This window comes from Parasphingorhabdus sp. (genome assembly GCF_048269915.1).
Classification (GTDB): Bacteria; Pseudomonadota; Alphaproteobacteria; order Sphingomonadales; family Sphingomonadaceae; genus Parasphingorhabdus.
In genome coordinates, this window is sequence record NZ_JBLWTY010000001.1 from 228,321 (window position 1) to 249,880 (window position 21,560).

At 57.1% G+C, this 21,560-nt stretch carries 24 protein-coding genes; 8 read left to right on the plus strand and 16 right to left on the minus strand.

From position 1 onward, the window contains the following. Positions 1-3 precede the first annotated feature (3 nt). Complete coding sequence (locus ACN0WX_RS01060) at positions 4-252, minus strand: exodeoxyribonuclease VII small subunit (protein WP_417620421.1); 249 nt, start codon at positions 250-252, stop codon at positions 4-6. A 99-nt stretch (positions 253-351) separates the two neighbouring features. Here ACN0WX_RS01060 and ACN0WX_RS01065 point away from each other — a divergent pair, with 99 nt between their 5' ends. After that, positions 352-1,011 (plus strand): hypothetical protein, encoded by a 660-nt coding sequence (locus tag ACN0WX_RS01065; RefSeq protein WP_417620422.1) that lies wholly within the window; start codon positions 352-354, stop codon positions 1,009-1,011. A gap of 14 nt (positions 1,012-1,025) precedes the next feature. After that, on the plus strand, positions 1,026-1,433 hold the full coding sequence (locus tag ACN0WX_RS01070) for a DUF2177 family protein (protein WP_417620423.1): 408 nt from the start codon (positions 1,026-1,028) through the stop codon (positions 1,431-1,433). 1 nt (position 1,434) lies between these two features. Here ACN0WX_RS01070 and ACN0WX_RS01075 read toward each other — a convergent pair whose 3' ends face one another. Next, positions 1,435-1,614, minus strand: a complete 180-nt coding sequence (locus ACN0WX_RS01075; protein ID WP_417620424.1) for a DUF1289 domain-containing protein — start codon at positions 1,612-1,614, stop codon at positions 1,435-1,437. Then, positions 1,611-2,210 carry a 2-hydroxychromene-2-carboxylate isomerase gene (locus ACN0WX_RS01080; protein ID WP_417620425.1) on the minus strand — a complete coding sequence of 200 codons (600 nt, stop codon included), beginning with the start codon at positions 2,208-2,210 and terminating at the stop codon, positions 1,611-1,613. Before ACN0WX_RS01080 ends, ACN0WX_RS01075 begins: the two co-directional genes overlap by 4 nt. 93 nt (positions 2,211-2,303) lie before the next feature. Here ACN0WX_RS01080 and purL point away from each other — a divergent pair, with 93 nt between their 5' ends. Further along, positions 2,304-4,511 (plus strand): phosphoribosylformylglycinamidine synthase subunit PurL, encoded by a 2,208-nt coding sequence (gene purL / locus ACN0WX_RS01085; RefSeq protein ID WP_417620426.1) that lies wholly within the window; start codon positions 2,304-2,306, stop codon positions 4,509-4,511. Positions 4,512-4,729: 218 nt separating this feature from the next. Continuing rightward, entirely contained in the window at positions 4,730-5,137 is a 408-nt protein-coding gene (locus ACN0WX_RS01090) for a hypothetical protein (RefSeq protein WP_417620427.1), read from the plus strand. On the opposite strand, the gene ACN0WX_RS01095 is transcribed toward ACN0WX_RS01090, so the two are convergent. Both ACN0WX_RS01095 and ACN0WX_RS01100 read right to left on the minus strand, forming a co-directional pair. Then, positions 5,138-5,935, minus strand: coding sequence for a Coq4 family protein (locus ACN0WX_RS01095; protein WP_417620428.1), 798 nt, complete (start codon positions 5,933-5,935; stop codon positions 5,138-5,140). Between the two features lie 98 nt (positions 5,936-6,033). Then, on the minus strand, positions 6,034-6,837 hold the full coding sequence (locus ACN0WX_RS01100) for a Coq4 family protein (protein WP_417620429.1): 804 nt from the start codon (positions 6,835-6,837) through the stop codon (positions 6,034-6,036). Between the two features lie 156 nt (positions 6,838-6,993). On the opposite strand from ACN0WX_RS01100, the gene ACN0WX_RS01105 reads away from it, so the two are divergent. From ACN0WX_RS01105 to bfr, 4 genes are all read left to right on the plus strand, one after another. After that, a complete protein-coding gene (locus ACN0WX_RS01105; protein WP_417620430.1) occupies positions 6,994-7,668 on the plus strand; it encodes a nitroreductase family protein in 675 nt (224 codons plus the stop codon). A 29-nt stretch (positions 7,669-7,697) separates the two neighbouring features. Continuing rightward, positions 7,698-8,936 (plus strand): DUF418 domain-containing protein, encoded by a 1,239-nt coding sequence (locus ACN0WX_RS01110; protein ID WP_417620431.1) that lies wholly within the window; start codon positions 7,698-7,700, stop codon positions 8,934-8,936. Between the two features lie 73 nt (positions 8,937-9,009). Further along, a complete protein-coding gene (locus ACN0WX_RS01115; protein WP_417620432.1) occupies positions 9,010-9,180 on the plus strand; it encodes a (2Fe-2S)-binding protein in 171 nt (56 codons plus the stop codon). A 122-nt stretch (positions 9,181-9,302) separates the two neighbouring features. Continuing rightward, complete coding sequence (gene bfr / locus ACN0WX_RS01120) at positions 9,303-9,779, plus strand: bacterioferritin (RefSeq protein WP_417620433.1); 477 nt, start codon at positions 9,303-9,305, stop codon at positions 9,777-9,779. A 77-nt stretch (positions 9,780-9,856) separates the two neighbouring features. Here the strand turns inward: bfr and der are convergent, their stop codons facing one another. The 11 genes from der to ACN0WX_RS01175 form a co-directional block, all read right to left on the minus strand. After that, a complete protein-coding gene (gene der, locus ACN0WX_RS01125) occupies positions 9,857-11,248 on the minus strand; it encodes a ribosome biogenesis GTPase Der (RefSeq protein ID WP_417620434.1) in 1,392 nt (463 codons plus the stop codon). Between the two features lie 31 nt (positions 11,249-11,279). Further along, a complete protein-coding gene (locus ACN0WX_RS01130) occupies positions 11,280-12,614 on the minus strand; it encodes a PQQ-binding-like beta-propeller repeat protein (protein ID WP_417620435.1) in 1,335 nt (444 codons plus the stop codon). Continuing rightward, positions 12,611-13,396 (minus strand): tetratricopeptide repeat protein, encoded by a 786-nt coding sequence (locus ACN0WX_RS01135; protein WP_417620436.1) that lies wholly within the window; start codon positions 13,394-13,396, stop codon positions 12,611-12,613. The genes ACN0WX_RS01130 and ACN0WX_RS01135 overlap by 4 nt, the downstream gene beginning before the upstream one ends. 156 nt (positions 13,397-13,552) lie before the next feature. Next, positions 13,553-14,425, minus strand: coding sequence for a 3-methyl-2-oxobutanoate hydroxymethyltransferase (gene panB, locus ACN0WX_RS01140; protein ID WP_417620437.1), 873 nt, complete (start codon positions 14,423-14,425; stop codon positions 13,553-13,555). A 72-nt stretch (positions 14,426-14,497) separates the two neighbouring features. Further along, the gene (locus ACN0WX_RS01145; RefSeq protein WP_417620438.1) at positions 14,498-15,499 is read right to left on the minus strand and encodes a glycerophosphodiester phosphodiesterase; all 1,002 of its coding nucleotides are present in this window, start codon (positions 15,497-15,499) and stop codon (positions 14,498-14,500) included. 74 nt (positions 15,500-15,573) lie between these two features. Then, positions 15,574-15,942, minus strand: coding sequence for an ArsC family reductase (locus ACN0WX_RS01150; RefSeq protein WP_417620439.1), 369 nt, complete (start codon positions 15,940-15,942; stop codon positions 15,574-15,576). 237 nt (positions 15,943-16,179) lie between these two features. Then, the gene (gene guaA / locus ACN0WX_RS01155; RefSeq protein WP_417620440.1) at positions 16,180-17,739 is read right to left on the minus strand and encodes a glutamine-hydrolyzing GMP synthase; all 1,560 of its coding nucleotides are present in this window, start codon (positions 17,737-17,739) and stop codon (positions 16,180-16,182) included. A 75-nt stretch (positions 17,740-17,814) separates the two neighbouring features. Then, positions 17,815-18,513: a ZIP family metal transporter gene (locus ACN0WX_RS01160; RefSeq protein ID WP_417620441.1), complete on the minus strand. Its 699-nt coding sequence runs from the start codon at positions 18,511-18,513 to the stop codon at positions 17,815-17,817. 210 nt (positions 18,514-18,723) lie between these two features. Then, positions 18,724-20,286 (minus strand): class I adenylate-forming enzyme family protein, encoded by a 1,563-nt coding sequence (locus ACN0WX_RS01165; protein ID WP_417620442.1) that lies wholly within the window; start codon positions 20,284-20,286, stop codon positions 18,724-18,726. Between the two features lie 218 nt (positions 20,287-20,504). Continuing rightward, the gene (locus ACN0WX_RS01170) at positions 20,505-21,035 is read right to left on the minus strand and encodes a hypothetical protein (protein WP_417620443.1); all 531 of its coding nucleotides are present in this window, start codon (positions 21,033-21,035) and stop codon (positions 20,505-20,507) included. A 53-nt stretch (positions 21,036-21,088) separates the two neighbouring features. Beyond that, the gene (locus tag ACN0WX_RS01175) at positions 21,089-21,490 is read right to left on the minus strand and encodes a PaaI family thioesterase (protein ID WP_417620444.1); all 402 of its coding nucleotides are present in this window, start codon (positions 21,488-21,490) and stop codon (positions 21,089-21,091) included. Positions 21,491-21,560: the final 70 nt, after the last annotated feature.

Genomic DNA, 21,560 nt, shown 5'->3' on the forward strand with positions numbered 1-21,560 from the left:
CAATCAGTCCGCGTCAAAAGATACGGTGCCTTGCGGCTTGCCATCACGGTCCAGGGTAATTTTCTCTATCTTGGCCTGCGCGTCTTCCAGCCTTTGCTGGCACAGACCGCGCAATTTTTCGCCCTCGCTATAGAGCGCAATCGACTGGTCAAGCGGTACGTCGCCACTTTCCAGTTTGCGGACAATATCTTCGAGGCGCTTCAGGGCATCCTCGAAATTCAGGGCGGAAAGGTCTTCTCGGGTTTCGCTCATGGCGCAATTCAATGACGACGCTTTCTCGCGCGGTCAAGGGCGCAGCTTCACTTAATGCACTGCTGCGTGTAGCCTCGCCGCAACAAGGGGAGAGAAAATATGTTCATCGGCCATTTCGCACCCGCCATCGTCGCCGCCACCCATCCCAGGGCACCGGGGCTCGGCACATTGTTTGTCGCCGGACAACTGGTTGATTTCGGCTTTTTCGGCCTCGCACTGCTGGGCATTGAAAATTTCCGGATCACGCCGGGAATCACCAAAATGGTGCCGCTCGACCTTTATGACATGCCCTATACCCACAGCCTGCTCGGGAGCGCGGTCTGGGCCGCGGCCTTTGCGCTGCTGATCTGGCTGTTCACCCGCAACCGGACCGGTGCGCTGATCGGCGGCGCTGTGGTTCTTTCCCACTGGTTTCTTGACCTTCTGGTCCATGCGCCGGATTTAACTCTGGCGGGATCGCCGCCGAAACTCGGGTTCGCCCTGTGGAACCATCCAATGATAGAGATGCCACTGGAACTCGGCATCACCTTTGGCGCGCTGGCCTTTTATATCCTCCGTACCCGCGCCATCGCAGGCATTTCAAAATATGTCCTTGGTCTGTTGGCCCTATTGCTCATCGCCTTCCAGTTGATCAACTGGTTCGGACCCGAACCGGAAGCGGCCGACACAGCGATGAAGCTAACCGCCTTGTTCGCCTTTTCTGCCGCCACGCTCCTTGCATGGTGGGTGGGACGGACCAGAATCTTGAAACAGACATGAAAGCCGGGCCGACAATGACCCAATATATTGCTGCTTATATCATCGCCGCCGCCATTTTCGGTATTCTCGATTTTCTCTGGCTGAGCAATGCCGCGCCTTCGCTCTATCGCCCGATCATCGGCGAGATCATGGCTGACCAGTTCCGCCTCGCGCCAGCGCTGACCTTCTATGCACTCTATCTCGGTGGCATGCTGTGGTTTGCGGTGCGCCCGGCGCTGATCGACGGGCAATGGACAACCGCCCTGCTCAACGGTGCCCTGCTTGGCTTTTTCTGCTACGCGACCTTCGACCTCACCAGTCAGGCGGTGTTCAAAATCTGGACAACAAAGCTGACCATTATCGACATGGTCTGGGGCACATTCGCCACTGGCACAACTGCGGCGCTGAGCGCCATGCTGGTACTGCGTTATGTAAAAATCTAGCTCACCGCCGGGCCTTTTCACCCAGTCTGGCCATCCGCGCCGGCAGCCGCGCCAGAATCTTCCGCTGCCGCTCATCCGTCGCTGATCCCCATTCGGCGATTTCCGAGAGGCTGCGTCCGCAACCGACACAAAGGCCGCTCGGGCGGTCGATGGTGCAAATATCGTTACAGGGCGATTTCAAGCGGATAGCTGCTCGTCGATCTGGCCGAGCCGTTCCTTGCCGAAATACATCTCGCCATCAACATAGATGGTCGGGATGCCAAAGGCTCCGCGCGCAACCGCATTTTCGGTATTGTCGATCAGCGCCTGCTTGATTGCCGGGTCCTGCGTTCTGGAGAGCAAAGTTTTGGCATCAAAGCCGCCGTCCTGCAAAATTTTGCCAAGCGTCCCGGCATCGGTCACATCTAGCCCCTGTTCCCAGATGCCGGGCAGAAGCGCTTCAACAAAACCAGCGCGTTTCTCCGGTTCCAGCGCCACCAGCATCCGCTGCAGGGTGATGGTGTTGAACGGAAATTTCGGGTTCATCCGGAATTTCGTGAGACCATGTTTTTTGATAAACCGGTTCATTTCCAGCATCGCATAGTCATTCTTGCCTTTCACCTCGGCATCGCGGACAAACGGCGGCGCATTACCGGTCAGCTTGTGCATGCCGCCCAGAAAGGCGGGCGTGATCTCGATGGTCGCGCCATGTTTTTCCGCCAGCGCCTTGAGCGGCTGCCAGATCAGATAGGCATTGGGGCTGACGAAATCGAAAATCAGTTCAATGGTCTTGGTCATGCAGAAAAGCTCCTTCGACGCTTGGCATAACGGACCGCGCAGAAACATCAATTCCCTCTAGGCGAAATTGGTGCGCCTCGTTAAAGGGTCATCATGAGCACAGACACGCAGATCGCAGAGCCCAAAATCTCCACCGAAACCGTGCGCGAGCACGGCCTCAATGCGGAGGAATATCAGCGCATCCTCGACGCGCTGGGCCGCGAGCCGAATATCAACGAACTCGGCATTTTTTCGGTCATGTGGTCGGAACATTGTTCCTATAAAAGTTCGCGCCTGCATCTGAAGAAACTGCCGACCACCGGCCCGCAGGTGATTTGCGGACCCGGTGAAAATGCCGGCGTGATCGACATTGGCGATGGCCAGGCTGCCATCTTCAAGATGGAGAGCCACAACCACCCTTCCTATATCGAACCCTATCAGGGCGCCGCGACCGGAGTCGGCGGCATCTTGCGCGATGTGTTCACAATGGGCGCCCGGCCCGTAGCCAATCTCAACGCCCTGCGCTTTGGCCGGCCCGACCATCCCAAGATGAAGCATCTGGTCAAGGGCGTGGTCGCGGGCATTGGCGGCTACGGCAATTGCGTCGGCGTGCCGACGGTTGGCGGCGAGACCAATTTCGATCCCGCCTATGACGGTAATATCATTGTCAACGCGATGACCGTCGGCGTCGCGGATGCGGACAAGATTTTCTACTCGGCAGCATCCGGCGTCGGCAACCCGATCGTCTATGTCGGCTCCAAGACCGGCCGCGACGGCATTCATGGCGCGACCATGGCAAGCGCCGATTTCGGCGACGATATCGAGGAAAAGCGCCCGACCGTGCAGGTTGGCGATCCCTTCGTCGAAAAGCTGCTGATCGAAGCCTGTCTCGAACTGATGGCGAGCGACGCAATTGTCGCCATTCAGGACATGGGTGCTGCGGGCCTGACCAGCTCCAGCGTCGAAATGGCGACCAATGGCGAAGTCGGCATCATTCTCGACATGGACAAGGTACCGTGCCGCGAAACCGGCATGACACCTTACGAAATGATGCTGTCCGAATCACAGGAACGCATGCTGATGGTGTTGAAACCCGGTCGCGAGGAAATGGCCGAGGCGATTTTCACCAAATGGGAACTGGATTTCGCGGTCATCGGCGAAGTTACCGACACCCGCCGGATGGTACTGACCCACAAGGGCGAGACGGTTTGCGATATTCCGCTCGGCCCGCTCGCGGATGACGCACCGCTCTATGACCGCCCGCATCTGACCCGCGAGGAATATGCCGCGCATATCAATGTCCAGCCGCTCGGCGACATAGCCGAGAGCACGGATATCGGCGCGGATCTCTTGAAGATGATGGCCAGCCCCGCCCTCGCCTCGCGCCGCTGGATCTGGGAACAATATGACAGCCAGGTCGGCGCTGACACCGCGCAACGCTCCGGTGGCGACGCCGCGGTCGTGCGCGTCCATGGCACCAACAAGGCGCTCGCTATTACCACAGACTGCACGCCGCGCTACTGCAAGGCCGACCCTTATGAAGGCGGCAAGCAGGCGATTGCCGAAGCCTATCGCAACCTTTCCGCAGTCGGCGCGAAACCGCTGGCGACGACCGACTGCATGAATTTCGGCAACCCCGAAAAACCGCATATCATGGCGCAATTTGTCGGCTGTATCGAAGGCATGGGCGAAGCCTGCAAGGCGCTCGACATGCCGATCGTCTCTGGCAATGTCAGCCTCTACAATGAAACCACCGGCGCTGACGGTGTCAGCCACGCGATCCTGCCGACACCGGCGATTGGCGCGGTCGGCCTGATCGACGATCTCGACACGATGATGACCATCGGATTCAAGCAGGAAGGCGATTTTATCGCCACCATCGGCTTCCATTATGAAGAGCTCGGTCAATCAACCTGGCTGCGCGAAATCCACGGCCGCACCGACGGACCGCCTCCCAAAGTCAATCTCGAGGACGAGCTATGGGCCGGCCGCATTGTCCGCGAACTGATTGCCGACGGCAAGGTCACCGCGGTCCACGACATCAGCGACGGCGGCCTTGCCGTGACGCTTGCCGAAATGGCTCTGGCCGGCAATCTCGGCGCGGAAATCGACAAGATGACCAGCGCCTTTGCCTTCAGCGAGGCACAGGGCCGCTATGTCATCACCTATCGCAACGAAGAGGATCTGGATCGCGCAAAAGTCCCGTTCGAGAAAATCGGTCAGGTGAAGGGCGACAAGCTGGTGCTGAACGACAAGCCGGTCGCGGTGGCCGATCTGCGCAACGCGCATGAGAGTTTTTTCCGCGACTGGATGGAAGACTAGCTCCGTATATTGAAACTGTCGATGTCTCTTTCTTCGCTGTTGCGAAACAATGGCGAGGGGCAAGATGTAACGAAGGGCTGAGCGAGAACGAGGCGCGATACCCCGGCAGCGGTGGAACCGCCTGGCCATCCGGACGTTGACCGATAAACCCGGCCCGCGCGACTTGTGCCTGACTGAGACCGGCCGGACGCTGATGACCATTTCAAAGGAAGCACATCATGACCACAGGCTATTCCGCAGCCCCGCTCGCCAAAAAATTATCCCTCAAGGATGGTATGCGCGCCTGGTTCCTGGATATGCCGGACAGCGTCCGCGCCGAAATCGAGGAACATGGTCTTGTCCTTTCGGAAGAGGAGCTACCCACGCCCGGTCTCAACGCAGCCCATATTTTCGTGACCGATCGTTCGAAACTGGAACAGCATCTCACAACCCTGCGCGACATGATCGACCCCGCCGGTCAGGTCTGGGTGAGCTGGCCGAAAAAGGCGTCCAAAGTCGAAACCGACATCACCGAAGACACGATCCGCGAAGTCGCCTTGCCGATGGGCTTTGTCGACATCAAGGTCTGTGCCGTGGATATGGTGTGGTCGGGTCTGAAGCTGGTAATACGCAAAAAGTTGCGCTGATCAGGCCGCCACCGTTTTCGGGCTCGCTACTGTATAGGGATCGATACCCTGATTGTGACACATCGCCATCGCCTTGCGATATAATGTTGGTTCGCCAATATTCAGAAAGGCCCGGGCGTCGGCCAGTGGCATGGCCAGCAGTTTTTCAATGTTATGATAGGTTATGCGTTTTGCCGCCTTGCCCAGCTTCTGGCCCTGCCGGATTGCGCTCAATACCGGAATCCCGCGCGAGAGTTCCTTTTTCACCTCCATTCCGCCGCCATAAGCAATGAAGATAATGCCCAGGCTCGGGTCCTGGCTGTAGGAAAATGCGAGCAGACAATCCTCGCCGAGCGCATCACGGCCATAGCCGGACAATACGTGAAACAGGTCATGCGTGTCGCGCGTCCGGTTGCCATACCATTCGGTCAGATCATCGGGCTGTTTCGGTCCGTTGCCGTAGCGCTCATATTCCGCGACCAGACCGGCAGCGGTCAGCCCTTCCTTTTCCATGAACCGGACATAGGCCTGTCCCAGACTGTCTGCAGGAAGTTTGCGCAATTGATCATGGTCGTCCAGCATGGCCGGCAGATCAACATTTCGATCCATGATTTCCTGCGCGTGGGAAGAATTGAGAAAATTCCGGGCATTGCGGACGAACGATTTGCCTGCCAGGGCCTCGACAATGTGAAAAACCTCGGCCGTATCTTCCTTGTCGGCAATCAGTTTTTTGAAATGATGCAAGGCCTTGCGCGGATTGATGCGCGGCGTTTTGGTCCCGGGAGCCAGTAGCGGAAGCTCGGAAATTCTGGATGTCATCGCGGGTCTCCCAATATAGGCCGAAATGAAAATCCCTATCTAGACACAGTCAACACCGGCATCAGTGAAACAAAGATGCCACCCCGGAATCAAGCTTTTCAGGCGGCCTGCGCGAGCATGTCATAGGGGTCCACATTTTGCGCACGAAATTGCGCATGGGCCTGGTGATAGAAATGCGGTGTATGAATCTTCAGTCTTTCGCGCAGCGCGTCGAGCGGCTGGGCCAGCAGATCAATTACCGATTCCTCGTTGATCCGGGGACAGGCCTTGCCCATTTTCTGCGCCTCGCGGATCGCCTTGAATATCGGCGCCTGACTCTTGACCTGCTTTTTCATGTTCAGGCCTGCGGCATAGCTGATGAAGAGATTACCCAGCGCCGGATTCTGGCCATAGGTAAATGCCAGCACACAAGCCTCTCCCAGCGCATCGCGACCATAGCCGGTCAATACGTGGAGCAAATCGTGGGTGTCGCGCTGGCGAAAGCCGTACCATTCGATCAGGTCGCCATATTTGCGCGGACTGAACTGGTCATATTCGGCGATCAGGCCGGCGGCGCTCAGCCCTTCCTTTTCCATGAAGTCGCAATAGGCATGGGCCAGGCTACCTTCGGGCATCTGGCGTAAGCGCTCGTGATCGTCGAGAATCACCGCGAGTTCGGGCTCGCTGGCCAGCAGGCGCTTGCCCTGCTCACTGTCGACGAATTTTTTGGCATCCTTGCGGAAGCCGGGGCGCGGCAAAGCCTCGAAAATATGGAAAACCTGTTCGGTATCTTCCTTATTCTTGATCAGCTCGCGAAAATGATGAAGCGCTTTTAACGGACGGAAACGTGATGCTGGACGTTCCGGGTGGATGAACGGTGTCTGCGAATCACTTGGTGCGGAGAAGTCATGGTTGATTTTCATATGAAATTTATGTCGCTTACTAACATCAATGTCAATATCAATCGTGACTTTCCTGGCTGAACCGGCTCCGCTATCGATCATGCGGAACTATTTTGGGCTGTCGAAAGGCATATTTGGCCCGAAATTTGAGAAACTTTGAATGTGGGAGACGGAAATTTGAAGCCCCATGAAACGCTGCCCTATGCTGAACTGCCGGACTATAGCGATGCCGAACGCATCGCCCGGTCCAAGGGCTTTTATGAAGCGATTAAAACCCGCCGGACCTGTCGCTATTTTTCGGATGAACCGGTTCCGCGTGCGGTCATAGAAAACGCGATACTGGCGGCGGGCACCGCGCCCAATGGTGCCAATCACCAGCCCTGGCATTTCGCGGTGATCGAATCAGCGGAAAAGAAGAGAGCTCTTCGTCTCGCCGCCGAGGAAGAGGAACGCGCCTTTTACGACAGCAAGGGCAGCGAAGAATGGCTCGCGGCGCTGGCCCCACTCGGCACCGACGCTGACAAGCCGTTTCTGGAGACTGCGCCCTGGCTGATCGTCATTTTCGGCCAGCGAAAGGGCGGCATGAACCCCGGTGAGATGAAACAGAATTATTATGTCAATGAAAGCGTCGGCATCGCCGCCGGTATATTGATAACCGCGCTGCACGATGCCGGGCTTGCCACCCTGACCCACACGCCCAATCCGATGAAATTTCTGAACCATCTGTGCGAACGGCCAGCAAATGAAAAGCCGATGATGGTAGTGGTGGTCGGAAAACCCGCGCCCGACGCGACCATTCCGGTTCATGCAACGCTCAAGAAACCGCTGGACCGCATTTCAACCTGGCTGTAGTAAGCAAATAATACAGTGGGAGTACGGGGATGGGCGCGTCACAACGCTATTTGGAAATGGACGCGTTACGCGGCTTTGCGGTGATGGGCATTCTGACTATCAATATCGCCGCTTTCGCCCAGCCGGAAATGGCCTTTGTCAATCCGCTGCTCTCGAGTCATAGCTCGGATCTTGATATTGCCAGTTGGGCGGCAAATTTCGTCTTGTTTGACGGCAAAATGCGCGGGCTCTTTTCGTTGCTATTCGGCGCCAGCACAGCCTTGGTGATTGAACGCGCGGTTGCCAGTGGGCAATCGCCCGCAAAAGTCCATTTCTCCCGCATGGCATGGCTTGCTGTTTTCGGTCTCGCCCATTTTTTCTTTCTGTGGATCGGTGACATATTATTCCTGTATGCAGGATCAGGCTGTGTCCTGTTTCTGTTTCGGCACTGGAGCGCGGAACGGCTGATCAAATGGGGGGTCATTGCTTATACAATTGGGGCGGTGTTGTTGATTGCAGGTATTGGCTCCATGTTGCTTGTCCTGCAGGAAGCGGGGCAAGCCCATCCGCCGCAAGAAGTGCTCGATGAACTCGCCAAAATATATAAGGATCTGGGCACATTGCCGGCATCCGTCGCGGCGGAAACGGCCCGGCATCAGGGGAGCTTTCTTGAAATTCTGAATTACAAGCTTTCGGAGCAATGGGACTGGCCCATCCAGAATCTCACACTGGGCCCGATAGAGACAATCCCGCTGATGATGATCGGCATGGGACTATATAGAAATGGCTTTTTCCTCGGGCACGAAACCCACGCGACCTATTTAAAAATCGCTCAGCGGATGATGGCTGTCGGCCTTGCCTTTTTCATTATCCTTGCCGCCATTGCCTACGCGCAGGACTTCAACACCATCTGGATGATGAACATCACACAAGCATGGTCGATGTTGCCCCGCTTGCTGATGATCATTGGTTATGTCGCGCTGCTCATCCTTGTCGTTCAGCGTTATCAAAATAGCGTGATGATCCAGCGCGTAGCGGCGGCGGGCCGCGCGGCATTCTCCAATTATCTCGGTACCAGCATAGTCATGACTTTCATTTTCTATGGCTGGGGTCTCGGATATTTTGAGCAGTTCGGACGGTTTGAATTGCAGTTATTCGTGCTGGCTGCCTGGGCGCTCATGCTGTTCTGGTCGAAGCCATGGCTGATGCGCTTTCGCTATGGGCCTCTGGAATGGCTGTGGCGTTCGCTCGCTCGGCTGCATCTGCAGCCGATGCGCATTGCACATTAAGATTCAGAAATAATGATTTTGCTATTGCGATCTATTCTCATTAGCGATATATGATTCGCAGAGAGGAGCCGATATGGTTGTCTGCGTGTGCAATGCGATAAAGGAAAAAGACCTGCGGGCCGCAGTTCAGAGCGGCGCTGACCGCCCTTCGCAAGTTTATGCCCAGCTCGGGCGCAAGCCCAAATGCGGGCAATGCCTTGCCTTTGCCCAAAGCATCATCAAGGCTGAAGTTGCGACCGCTTAGCATTCTCGTTATCAAATCATTGAAATAACTACACTTTCTATAAATGACGCCCTTTCGTTTGGAAAGATAGTCCTGTATAGCTCAACGCAATCTATTTGCTGACTACCGGGAAGGACGCTGCCATGAAGGGCGATACGAAAGTCATTGAGTTTCTCAACGAAGCGCTGAAAAACGAACTCACCGCGATCAATCAATATTGGTTACATTATCGCATGCTCGACAATTGGGGCGTGTCAAAATTGGCCGAGCTTGAACGGCACGAGTCGATCGATGAAATGAAACATGCGGACAAATTGGCCGAGCGCATTTTCTTCCTCGACGGCCTGCCCAATTTCCAGTTGCTGGGACGGCTGAAGATCGGTGAAACGGTTGAAGAAATTCTCAAGGCCGATCTGGAGCTGGAGCATGAAGCCCTGCCGATGCTCAAGGATGCTATCGAACATTGCGAAAGCGTGCGCGATTATGTCAGTCGTGACCTGTTCGCCGAAATTCTGGCCAGCGAAGAAGAACATGTTGATACGCTGGAACAGCAATTCGACATGATCGAGCGAATGGGCATTGAAAATTATATTCAGCTGCAGTCAAAATCGGCCGAATAGCGCGAACGCCGACAATTTAACCGAACCGGCCACCTTATTCCTGCGGCTGGCGTGTTTTTTCCTGTGCGACAGAAAAATCAGTCTTTTTCGTGATAGGGGTTCTTTGGTGCGCGGATGATGAGACGCACTGGGACACCGCCAAAGCCCAGCTCGCGGCGGATTCCGTTGACCAGGTAACGCCGGTAGCTCTCGGGCAGATCATCAACCCGGGTACCAAAGATCACGAATGAAGGCGGTCTTGTCTTGGCCTGCGTGATGTACCGCAGCTTGATGCGCTTGCCACCGGGTGCGGGCGGTGGATTTTCAGTAATTGCATCTTCAAACCACCGGTTCAGCTTGCCCGTCGAAACCCGCTGCGACCAGATTCTGCGAGCCTGAAATGCCGCTTTCATCAGCTGGTCAATGCCCTTGCCGGTAAAGGCCGACACGGCAATCAGCGGCACGTCGCGGACCTGTGCCAACCCGTCATCCAGCGCGGCCCTTATGCCATTGAACAATTTGCTGGGGCCTTCCGCAACATCCCATTTGTTGATCGCGATAACCAGGCAGCGCCCTTCTTGAATCACGTGGTCGGCGATGCGCAGGTCCTGCGCTTCCAAACCCTTTGTTGCATCGAGCAGTAGCACCACCACTTCTGCAAAATCGACTGCGTGGCGGGCATCGGCGACGGCCAGTTTCTCGAGCTTGTCACTGACCTTGGCCTTTTTGCGCATGCCCGCCGTATCAATCAGGCGAACTCTACGGTCGGGCTCTATCCCGTCGAGCTGTTCTTCCTCGGTCAGCGCATCATCGTGCCAGATCCAGTCCACGGTTATACTGTCCCGGGTTATTCCCGCTTCGGGGCCGGTTATCAGACGGTCTTCGTCCAGCATCTTGTTGATCAACGTCGACTTGCCGGCATTGGGACGGCCAACAATGGCCAGTTTCAACGGAGCAGATTCATCCGTGGGTTCTTCCACTGCGGCGGCCTTGAAATTTTCGACATAGGGAAGGATCGCCTGAAACAGGTCCGCTATGCCATCGCCATGCTCCGCACTAAACGGAATGGGATCACCAAAACCGAGCGAATAGCTTTCCAAAATTCCGGACTCGGCTGCCCTGCCCTCGGCCTTGTTGACCAGCAGCACAACAGGCGTTTTCGAACTTCTCAGCCAACGGGCAATCTCTTCGTCAAGCGGGGTAAGGCCAGCGCGACCATCAATCACGAATATTGCGAGTTCGGCTCCGGCAACCGCCATTTCCGTCTGCTTGCGCATCCGTCCTGGCAGACTCTTGGCATCCTCGTCTTCATAGCCTGCCGTATCAACAACGTTAAATTCGAGGCCAAGCAGATTGGCAACCCCTTCCCGGCGGTCGCGAGTCACGCCGGGTCGATCGTCAACAAGCGCAAGCTTCTTGCCCACCAGCCGGTTGAACAGGGTTGATTTTCCGACATTGGGTCGACCGATAATGGCTATATTGGGCAGCATTGCGCCGGTCCCTGTCCTTTGGTTCTGATATTCAGCGGAACGCGGAAATCCGGCCGCTGTCGTCGAGAATATATAGCATCCCGCCTGCAACAATCGGCGGCAGCGAAACGCTGTCGTCAAGTTCGAACAATGTCTGGCTTGATCCCTCGCCAGGAGAAACCGACACGACATCTCCTTCCGTGCTGGCAACAATCAACCGATTGCCAGCCAATATGGGCCCCGTCCAGTTAATCGGGTTTTTCTTCTTCTCTTCATTCTTGAAGGCTGCAAGCTGGCTGATCCAGCGAACCTTGCCATTCGGACGGGCTATGCACAGAAGCTTCGCATCATCGGTCAGTACGAACACCCATTCGCCCGCAACAACCGGCGTGGTGATCCCGGCAATATTTAATTCCCAGATTCGCTGACCAGTGACCAGTTCATAGGCCGCCATACGACCGCCTTGACCGAGCGCAAAAACCCGACCGCGGTCGATTACCGGATCGGCATCAATGTCGGACAGCGTCGCTACCGAGGTCGAAATACTGGTCCGCGCAAGTGCATCATTCCAAAGGTTGCGACCATTTTCATATCGATAGGCGGTCAATTCGCCCGAGGAATAGCCAGCCACGACCGTTCCCTGCCCGGCTGCAGGGGCGGCTACACCAAAAATCCCTGCCAGACCAACCGTCCCGGCTTCATTCCATTGCACCGACCCGTCAAGCATATTGAGCGCGTAAATCTGATTGTCCTGCGTCATAACATAGACATTGCCATTGGAAATCGTCGGCGATCCGCGCAAGGGGCCGGCCGGACGCACTTTCCATATCTGGCTTCCGTCGGCTGCGTTAAGCGCGACCACATCCCCCACGCCATTGGTTGCATAGACGATATTATTGAACACGCTCGCTCCGCCGCCGAAACGCGACGATGCCCCGTCTCCCTTGACTTCGATCTGGGTGGACCAGATTTTCGTGCCCGTGGCCGCATCAAAAGCATGTACCATGGCCTGCGTGTCGGTGACGAAGAGCCGCCCGCCGGACACCACTGGTGCCGCAGCCAGCCGTTCGCGTTTGTTGGTGCCGCTGATATTGGCAGTCCAGACCCGTGCAAGGCTGCCTTCGAGAGCAACATGACCAATTGATTTGCTCGCATTGCCACCCGATTGTGCCCATTCGCTATTGGCCACCGGAGCGGGCAATATCACGGAGATCGAAGCCAGAGCCGGATCAACTTCCGCACCGCTTTCCCCGCTCAAAATTGGGGTGCGCTTGCCGAGTGTCGGCGTGGCCTTCTTATCTTCGCCATCGCCTCCGCCCAATATTCCACAGCCAGACAGCAGCGACAGGGCCAACAGGCCGGCGATCAGTTTCTTACCGGAAATCATTCCTTGGATTCTCCCTCAGCCGCTTTGGGGACAACAGCTCCTCCCTTCAACGCAGTGGCTTTCTTATCATCGCTATCCAGTTCCACCGCGTCAATGCCTTCGACACCGGCCATTTGCAATGCACGCGACCGGATCGTCGCCGGAACACCGTCATCTTTGGCCAGCTGCGCGAAAAGCGGCCCTGCGAGATCAGATTTTTCCATGTTGAGATAGGATAATGCGACCATTTCGCCGGCACTGCCGAACCAGGGGTTGCCCGGCACCGCGAGCGGCTTCAGCCGGTCAATCACTGCTTGAGGCTTGAGCGTGTCAAATTCAGCGGCAGTCTTGCGGATTAGAGCCAGATCGCGAAATGGTTTCGGCAGACTTTCGTCTGCAACCACTTTGCCGTAGCCTTCAATCGCCTTTTTTGGATCATTTTTTTCAAGCGCAATATTGGCCTGCAACAATTGCGCCGCCGCCCGATAGCCATCCTGCTTGGCGTCCTTCAGGGAATCCAGCGCGGTTGCCGCACCGTCAAGATTATTCTGACGGATGCTGTCAATCGCAGCAACATATTCCTCGCTGCGGAGACCGGAGTCTTCATTCTGGCTATTTTGATAGAATATCCAGCCAGCCAGCGATCCCAGACCAATGACAATGGCTGCGATGATCCACAAGCCGTAGCGGCTTGCAAAATTCTTCAACTGATCCTCGCGCACCGCTTCGTCGACTTCGCGCAGAAATACTTGTTCCTGACGGTCTGGCTGCTCTTCTGGTGCTTTATCTTTATCCTTGGCCAATGTGGCTTCCTCAAATCTGTTTCGCGTGCCGCATTCGTCGGTCCGACCAGGGCGCTGTGCAATCGGCTGTCCTTAGCGCCCGAAATAACAAATGTAAAAGTCTATTGACCATTTCCACAGGCTGAACGGGGGATCGGGTGAAAGCGAGAAATTGTGCTATTTTTTCGGCTGATAGAGCTGGTCTGCCCCCGGAAAGCTGCGCTCCCTGACCTCTCCAGCATATTGTTCGGCGGCCTGATCAATTTGTTCGGCTATATTGTGATAGCGTTTTACAAAGCGGGCGGTTCGGTCGAACATGCCGAGCATGTCTTCGGTTACCAGCACCTGGCCATCGCATTGTGCCGACGCACCGATACCGATGGTGATCGCATCCACCGCTTTGGTTGCTTCGATGGCGATCGGTTCGAGCACGCCTTCCAGCACAATTGCAAAGGCGCCCGCTTTATCGAGCGCGACCGCATCCCCGACGATTTTCTTCGCTTCGGCATCGCTGCGCCCGCGTGCGGCATAGCCGCCAAGCACATTGATCGCCTGCGGGGTCAGGCCGACGTGGCCGACCACCGGAATGCCGCGCTGGACCAGAAAGGCAACGGTGTCTGCCATCACTTCCCCGCCTTCAAGCTTGACTGCCGCGGCTCCGGTTTCTTTCAGGATATGCGCGGCGCTGCGATAGGCCTGTTCCGGCGATCCTTCATAGGAACCGAATGGCATGTCGACGACGACAACACTGTGATAGCTGCCGCGCACGACCGCCGCGCCATGGTTGCACATCATGTCGAGCGTGACCGGGATGGTCGAATCGAGACCGTAAATCACCTGTGCCAGCGAATCGCCGACCAGCAGCATGTCACAATGGGCGTCGAGCAGTTGCGCCGTACGCGCGGTATAGGCAGTCAGCATGACCACCGGCTCTTCCGTTACGCCGTCGACCTTGCGACCCTGGATTTTGGGAACGGACAACCGGCGCATCGGCTGTGGCCGCGGCGTGGCGCGGCTGGTCGAAGTATCGAGTTTGAAGGTCGTTGACATGGCAGTCCTCAAAAGAAGCGGTAGAAAACAGGCCTTACTAAGCGACGGCGAAAGATAAGGCCAGCCTTGCCTTCAGCGTTTCCGTGCCGCCGCCGCACGCCCGGGATTGTCGCTGAACAGACCATCCACCCCGGCAGCAATGAAAGCGCGCACCTCTCCTTCGAGATCCCCTTTGTCACGCGGATCAATACCGCTCTTATAGTCTGTTGGGAGGAAATAATTTTCGACGCGGAAAGTCCATGGATGAACCAGCAAACCGGCAGCGTGTGCATCTTCGACCAACCCGGTCGATCCGCCCAACTGCCCGAGCGCGTTGCGCTCGATTACCAGATCTTTCGAGGGTCCCAGACCATCGGCATAAGTCGCAATTTCTTTCAGGCCGGCCGGTGTCAGCATTGCCGCATAGGTCTGGTCCGCGCGATCCGGTGGCCCGCCTTCGCCGGCAACCAGTTGCACCAGCGGGACCTCCGTTTTCCCGGAAAGGGCCTTGAGATTACCAACCTCGAACGACTGAATGAATATCGGGTCGTCCGCGCCGTCGAAGTCATATTGCGCCAGCAAGGCCAGCAACGGACCATCATGAGGCAAGTCGATCGATGCAAAATAGCTCGGATGCTTGGTCTCGGGATAGACGCCAACCCGTTTTCCGCTCTGCTTTTCATGCCGTTGCAGCAGTTGCAATATTTCCTCGAAAGTCGGTATTTCAAACTGGCCGTCATAGCGCATGTTCGCTGCCCGCAGTTCGGGCAGCCGCTCCTTCGCGCGGAGGGTCTTCAGTTCGGCAAGCGTGAAATCTTCCGTAAACCAGCCTTCATAAGCCTCTCCGTCGATCGTTTTGGCTGTCTTGCGCGCGGCAAATTCAGGCCGGTCGGCGACATCGGTGGTTCCGCTTATCTCATTCTCGTGCCGTGCAACCAGAACGCCGTCCTTGGTCAGCACCAGATCCGGCTCGATAAAATCCGCGCCCTGTTCGATTGCCAGCTGATAGGCGGCCAGCGTATGCTCCGGGCGCTCCCCGCTGGCCCCGCGATGGGCAATGATGATCGGGGCTTCGCCGGTCAGAGTTGTTATCATGGTGCGCGCCTCCGGTTCCGCGGCACAGCCGCTGCACGACAATATCGCCAACAGGGACAGGAGGGATCGCCACATCAGCTGTTGCGCGCCGCCAGTCCAGCCGCTTCGTAATCTGCCGCCTTGAAACCGACAACCAGTTCGTCGCCATGTTCCAGCACCGGCCGTTTGATCATGCTCGGATTTTCCGCCATGACCATGACCGCCGTATCGTCACTGATATTTTCCTTCACCATGTCGGGCAATTTGCGAAAAGTGGTGCCCCGCTTGTTGATCAGCGTTTCCCAGCCGACCTGCATCACCCACATTTCCAGCTTTTCCTTGCTGATGCCGGACTTTTTATAGTCGTGGAAGACATAGTTGATGCCATTTTTCTCCATCCAGTTGCGCGCCTTCTTGATCGTGTCGCAATTGGAAATGCCGTACATTTTGGTTTCGCCAGCCATGGTATGAACCCTTGATAATTGCCCAAAATCGATTGCCGCGAGCGGTAGTCTGTAAATTGGAAATTGGCAATGGTGTGTCGCGAAACAGGCGCCAGTTTCGTACTTTATCGCACGACGACACAATCGCACGAAGAGAGGCGCAGGTCTCTGTCGCCTTGTGATTTGCCGACTTAATGCAACTTTCCGTCACCCGGAACTTGCTTCATGACCCACTTCTCCGGTCTAACAGACTCGGAATCACTCCCACTCAATAGTCCCCGGCGGCTTGCTGGTATAATCGTAAACCACCCGGTTGATCCCCTTAACCTCGTTGACAATCCGCGTCGATACGCGGGTCAGGAAGCTGGCGTCGAAGGGGTAGACGTCGGCGGTCATGCCGTCGGTGCTGGTGACGGCGCGGAGGCCGCAGACGCTGTCGTAAGTGCGGCTGTCGCCCATCACGCCGACCGTCTTCACCGGAAGCAGGACAGCGAAGGCCTGCCAGATCGCATCATAAAGACCGGCGTTGCGGATTTCCTCGAGATAGATGGCGTCCGCCTTGCGCAATATGTCGCAGCGCTCCTTGGTCACTTCGCCGGGAATGCGGATCGCGAGCCCGGGGCCGGGGAACGGATGCCGACCGACAAAAATCTCCGGTAGCCCCAGTTCGCGGCCCAGTTCACGAACTTCATCCTTGAACAATTCGCGCAAAGGTTCGACCAGCTTCATATTCATCCGCTCGGGAAGACCACCGACATTATGGTGCGACTTGATCGTCACGCTCGGCCCGCCGGTGAAGGACACTGATTCAATCACATCGGGATAGAGCGTGCCCTGGGCGAGAAAATCGGCGCCGCCGACCGCCTTGGCTTCCTCCTCAAACACGTCGATGAAGGTCGCGCCAATGAATTTGCGCTTCTTTTCCGGATCGGTGACACCGGCCAGCCCGCCGAGAAACAGCTCCTCGACATTTTTGTGAACCAGCGGGATATTATAATGGCCCTTGAACAGGCTGACCACCTGATCCGCCTCGCCCATCCGCATCAGACCGTGATCGACAAAGACGCAAGTCAGCTGATCGCCGATTGCCTCGTGGATCAGCACCGCCGCCACCGCGCTGTCGACACCGCCAGACAGACCGCAGATGACTTTGCCATCGCCGACCTGTTCGCGGATTTCCTTGATCTTGGCGGCCTTGAATTCCGCCATCGTCCAGTCGCCGGCACAACCGCAAACATGGCGCACAAAATTGGCGATCATCTTGCCGCCGTCAGGCGTGTGGACGACCTCGGGATGGAACTGGGTGCCATAATAGCGCCGCTCGTCATCGGCGATCAGCGCAAAGGGCGCGCCTTCGGTGGTCGCGACAATGCGGAAGCCGGGCGCAAATTCGGTGACCTTGTCGCCGTGGCTCATCCACACCTGATGCTTCTCGCCGACCTTCCACAGGCCGTCGAACAATACGCATTCTTCGCTAATCTCGATAAACGCCCGGCCGAACTCGCCGCTATCGCCCGATTCAACCTGGCCGCCCAGCTGGTGCGTCATCACCTGCTGGCCATAGCAGATGCCGAGGATCGGCAGGCCGCTTTCGAAAATCACATCCGGCGCGCGCGGGCTGTCTTCTTCGGGCACCCCGGCCGGCGAACCGGACAGGATCACGCCCTTGGGTTTCAGCCGGTGAAACGCCTCTTCCGCGCTGTTGAACGGGGCAATCTCCGAATAGACTCCCGCTTCGCGCACCCGGCGGGCGATAAGCTGCGTGACCTGAGAGCCGAAATCGACGATCAGAATGGTTTCTTCATGAGCTATGGACATGGCTTAGGCGCTTAGTAGGCCGCCTCTTTTGAGTCTAGTGCCTTTGTCGCTTGTCGCCGCAAAATCCGGCCTTTGTCAGGCCGTGGCAAGCTCGCCCAGAAATACCGCCAGGATCACGCCAATGGCAGTCGCTACACCCGCCATATGTCGATCCTCCTTATAGGCTTTGGGGAAAACCTCGGTCGCCAGCGAAGCGACGACCGCACCAGCGGCGAAACAGCGGGTCGCGGCCAGTACATGCGGCGAGACGCCTTCCAGAGCAATATTTCCAACCACCGCCGCAATAGACAATATCAGCGCGGTCATCGCCCAAAGGCTAAGCGTCTTTCCCTTGGAAAACCCGTTGCCAGTCATTTGTTTGGCACCGCCCGCCGCTTCCGGCAGATTGGAGAGCAGGATCGAACCGGCGAGCGCCGCCACCTCGATCGGCGCTGCTCCGATCAGGGCCACCCCGAGGGCGAGATTTTCGGGCACACCGTCCAGCGTGATCGCAGCAAGCAAGCCGCCACCACCTTCCGCTCCCCATTTTTCATCAATCCAGTAGTCTACGACGGAAAATACCGCTGCCCCGGCCGCGACCGCACCCAGCCCGACCCAGAGGTTGCTTTGCTCGATCGAGGGATCGATCAGTTCGGTGACCAGCGAGACAATCAGCGCGCCCCCAGCCAGAGCAATAACAAAACCTTCGGTCCTGCTCGATAATTTCCCGTAAATGCCCCACAGAGCGCCGACAATCAGCGCCGCTGATACCACCACCACTACAAGAAATGTCATCAACATGGCCTGATAACGCTCCTCTTCAAACTAGGTTGCATCGACCAAATAACCGAGCGGTGCCCCTGCGCAGGCAGGGGCCCATCTCCACAACTCCCGTCGCCTGAGTCAGGGTGATCTTCGCGCTCCGGCCGCGGCACTGCGCAAACAAAACCATTCCGTCCAAGCGTAACATCGGGAGATGGACCCCCGCCTGCGCGGGGGCACATTCTATCCCTCGACCATATCCCGCAATTCCGTTTTCAATATCTTGCCAATATGGCTGCGCGGCAATTCGTCGATCAGGCGCAGTTCCGACAGGCGCTGGGTCTTGCCAAGACCGGCATTGGTTGCCGCCTTCAGCGCTTCCAGGTCAAGCGGGACTCCCGGTTCTGCAACCACGAAGCCCAGCGGGGTCTCGCCCCATTGTTTGGAATCAATGCCAATCACCGCTGCGTCGATCACGCCGGGCTGGGCCATCAGCGCTTCTTCCAGATCGCGGGGATAGATATTGAAACCGCCGGAAATGATCATGTCCTTCGAGCGGCCCATCAGGGTGATGAAACCATCTTCATCAACTTTGCCGATATCACCCATCCGCTGCCAGCGATCGCCATTTTCATCATACCAGCTGGCTTCCTCGGTCTTCTCCGGCTGGTTCTTGTAGCCCGACATCATCGTCTGCGACCGGCCGACCAGTTCACCCATTTCGCCGGTGGGCAGACGATTAAGCTGCTCGTCGACCGTAATCACTTCGCTGCCACCCCAGGCGATGCCGACCGTATGCAACTTGTCGGGATGTTCGTGGGCGAGCAAAAGGCAGACCACACCGCCCTCGGTCATCGAGTAAATCTCGATCAGGCCGCCCGGCATGCGCTTCAGCACTTCCGCCTTCAGCTCCGCCGAGAAAGGCGCGCTGGTGCAATATTTATGGGTCAGGCTGCTCAGGTCATAATTGTCAAAGCCCTCATAATCCATCAGCCGCTGATATTGGACCGGCACCAGCATCGTATGACTGGCACGATGTTCCTGCGCCAGTTCGAGCCAGCGCTGACAATCGAATTTGCCCATCATCATGACCGTGCCGCCATAGGCAATGGTCGGCGTGAAAAGCGCCAGCGTGGTGTTCGAATAAAGCGGCGTCGACAGCAGGGTCACCTGCCCCGGCTGGCCATAGCCCGTGCCCTCGCCGACGGCGGCATGATACCAACGCATTTGGCGGCTGTGGACAATGCCCTTGGGCGTGCCCGTGGTGCCGCTGGAATAGATGATATTATAGGGGTCCTTGGGACCCACGCCAAGGTCAGCAGGAACCGCGCCTTCCGTAGCCATCCAGTCGAACATCATCGGCGCGTCATCGACTGCGCCATCCAGCATGATATGTTTGAGCGACGGGAGAGCCTCTCCGCTCTCCAGAAGCTCCGCGCGTTTCGCTCCATCTATAAACAAATGCATCGCGCCGCTGTCACGCATCATATTGGCCAGCTGTTTCGGTGTCGCCGAGGTCGTCAGCGGCGCCGCACAACCACCAGCAACAATCGCGCCCAAATAAGCGAGCGCATAGCGGACCGTAGTCGTCCCGAGGATCGCAACCGCCTGCCCTTTTTCCAGGCCGTCTGCCTGCAATTGCGCTGCAATCCGGTTGACTAGCGCGGCGGTCTCGGCCCAGCTGAGCCGCTCCTCCCCGTCATCCAGTGCGATCCGGCCGGGCTGGTTGACGGCATGGGTGTTGATCAGGTCTGCGAGCTGGCCAAAGGGTTGCTCGAGATAGCGGGCGGGGTCCAGTTTTGTCATGGACCGCGTGATTCAACATCCCGGTTTGAAATGCAATGGCTTAACGCCCGACAGTTGCGATCATTCAGACGGCTAATCACGCAACCGGGTTTACGGTGATGGTGGATTACGGTGACGGATTACGGTGACGGATTACGGTGACGGTGCACTAATTTGTCCCTGCGCTTAGAGTAAAGTGCATTGTCAGCGTAATTCCCAATTTCATCAGCCGGCAAAAGCTACCCCGCCACCAGCTTTACAAAATTACTCTCGACCCAACCGCTTTTGCACGGACCGTCATAATTGCGCTTGGAGCGCACCGGAGAGGACACGCCGCAATCGCCGGGCCCCTTGCTTGCCGGAGCGGTTTCGCTATCTACCGGGGCACTCTCTCCGCCGTCCGCTACACCGTCATCATAAACAATGCCGAACCATTGCTGGTCGATGCTGCGGGTGCAGATCCAGACCTGCTGGCCTTCGCTGATGCTGGCCTTTTTCTCTGCTGCATCGAAAGGCGCAATCCGGACCGAGAGCGCACTGCCGCGAAGGCCCTGCACCCGGCCGATCGCCTGACAGGCATCGAAGCGCGGCCCCCCTTCGCCAATAAGCACCGGTTTCTCGGCGGGATGAGAACCTTGCCGTTCTTCCCGCCCTGTCGGATTGGCGATGTCGGTCTGCGCCTCGGCCAGATCATCCTCCACCCGGGTGGTTTCGGAACAGGCCGATATTGCAACAAAAAGTACGGAAACGGTGAAGAATTGTCTGATCATGATATCGTTTTAGACCAAAATGTCCGCTATGGGAAAGTTTGAATCTTGCGGCACTAAAGAACGATCTGGGTTTGCGTCACCACCGCCACCAGAGTGCCGTCTTCGAGCGTAATCTTCGTCTGCCAGACCGACTGGCGCCTGCCGACCTTGAACGGGGTGGCTTCGCCATAGACAATATTGCCCTCGGGCGCCGCGTTCAGGAAATTGGTTTTGCTTTCCGATGTCGTGGTGCCGTTTGAGCCCTCTGGCAGATTGGCGAACCCGCCAAATGCACCCAGCACATCGGCAAAGGTCATCACCGCGCCGCCATGGATGCTGGGACTGCCGCGTCCATTGCCCGCAGTGCATATCTCCGGCCGGACGAGCATTTCACCCCGCACACTGTCCTTGTCCATCCCAGTGATGGTGATGCCCATGGTTTTGGCAAAGGGAACCATATCGGCTGGATTGGTCATGACTGGATGTCCTTTTTTGATGATTTGCCCCAAAGGCGCGCAGAAACGGCTCGTCTCGCACAACGACGCA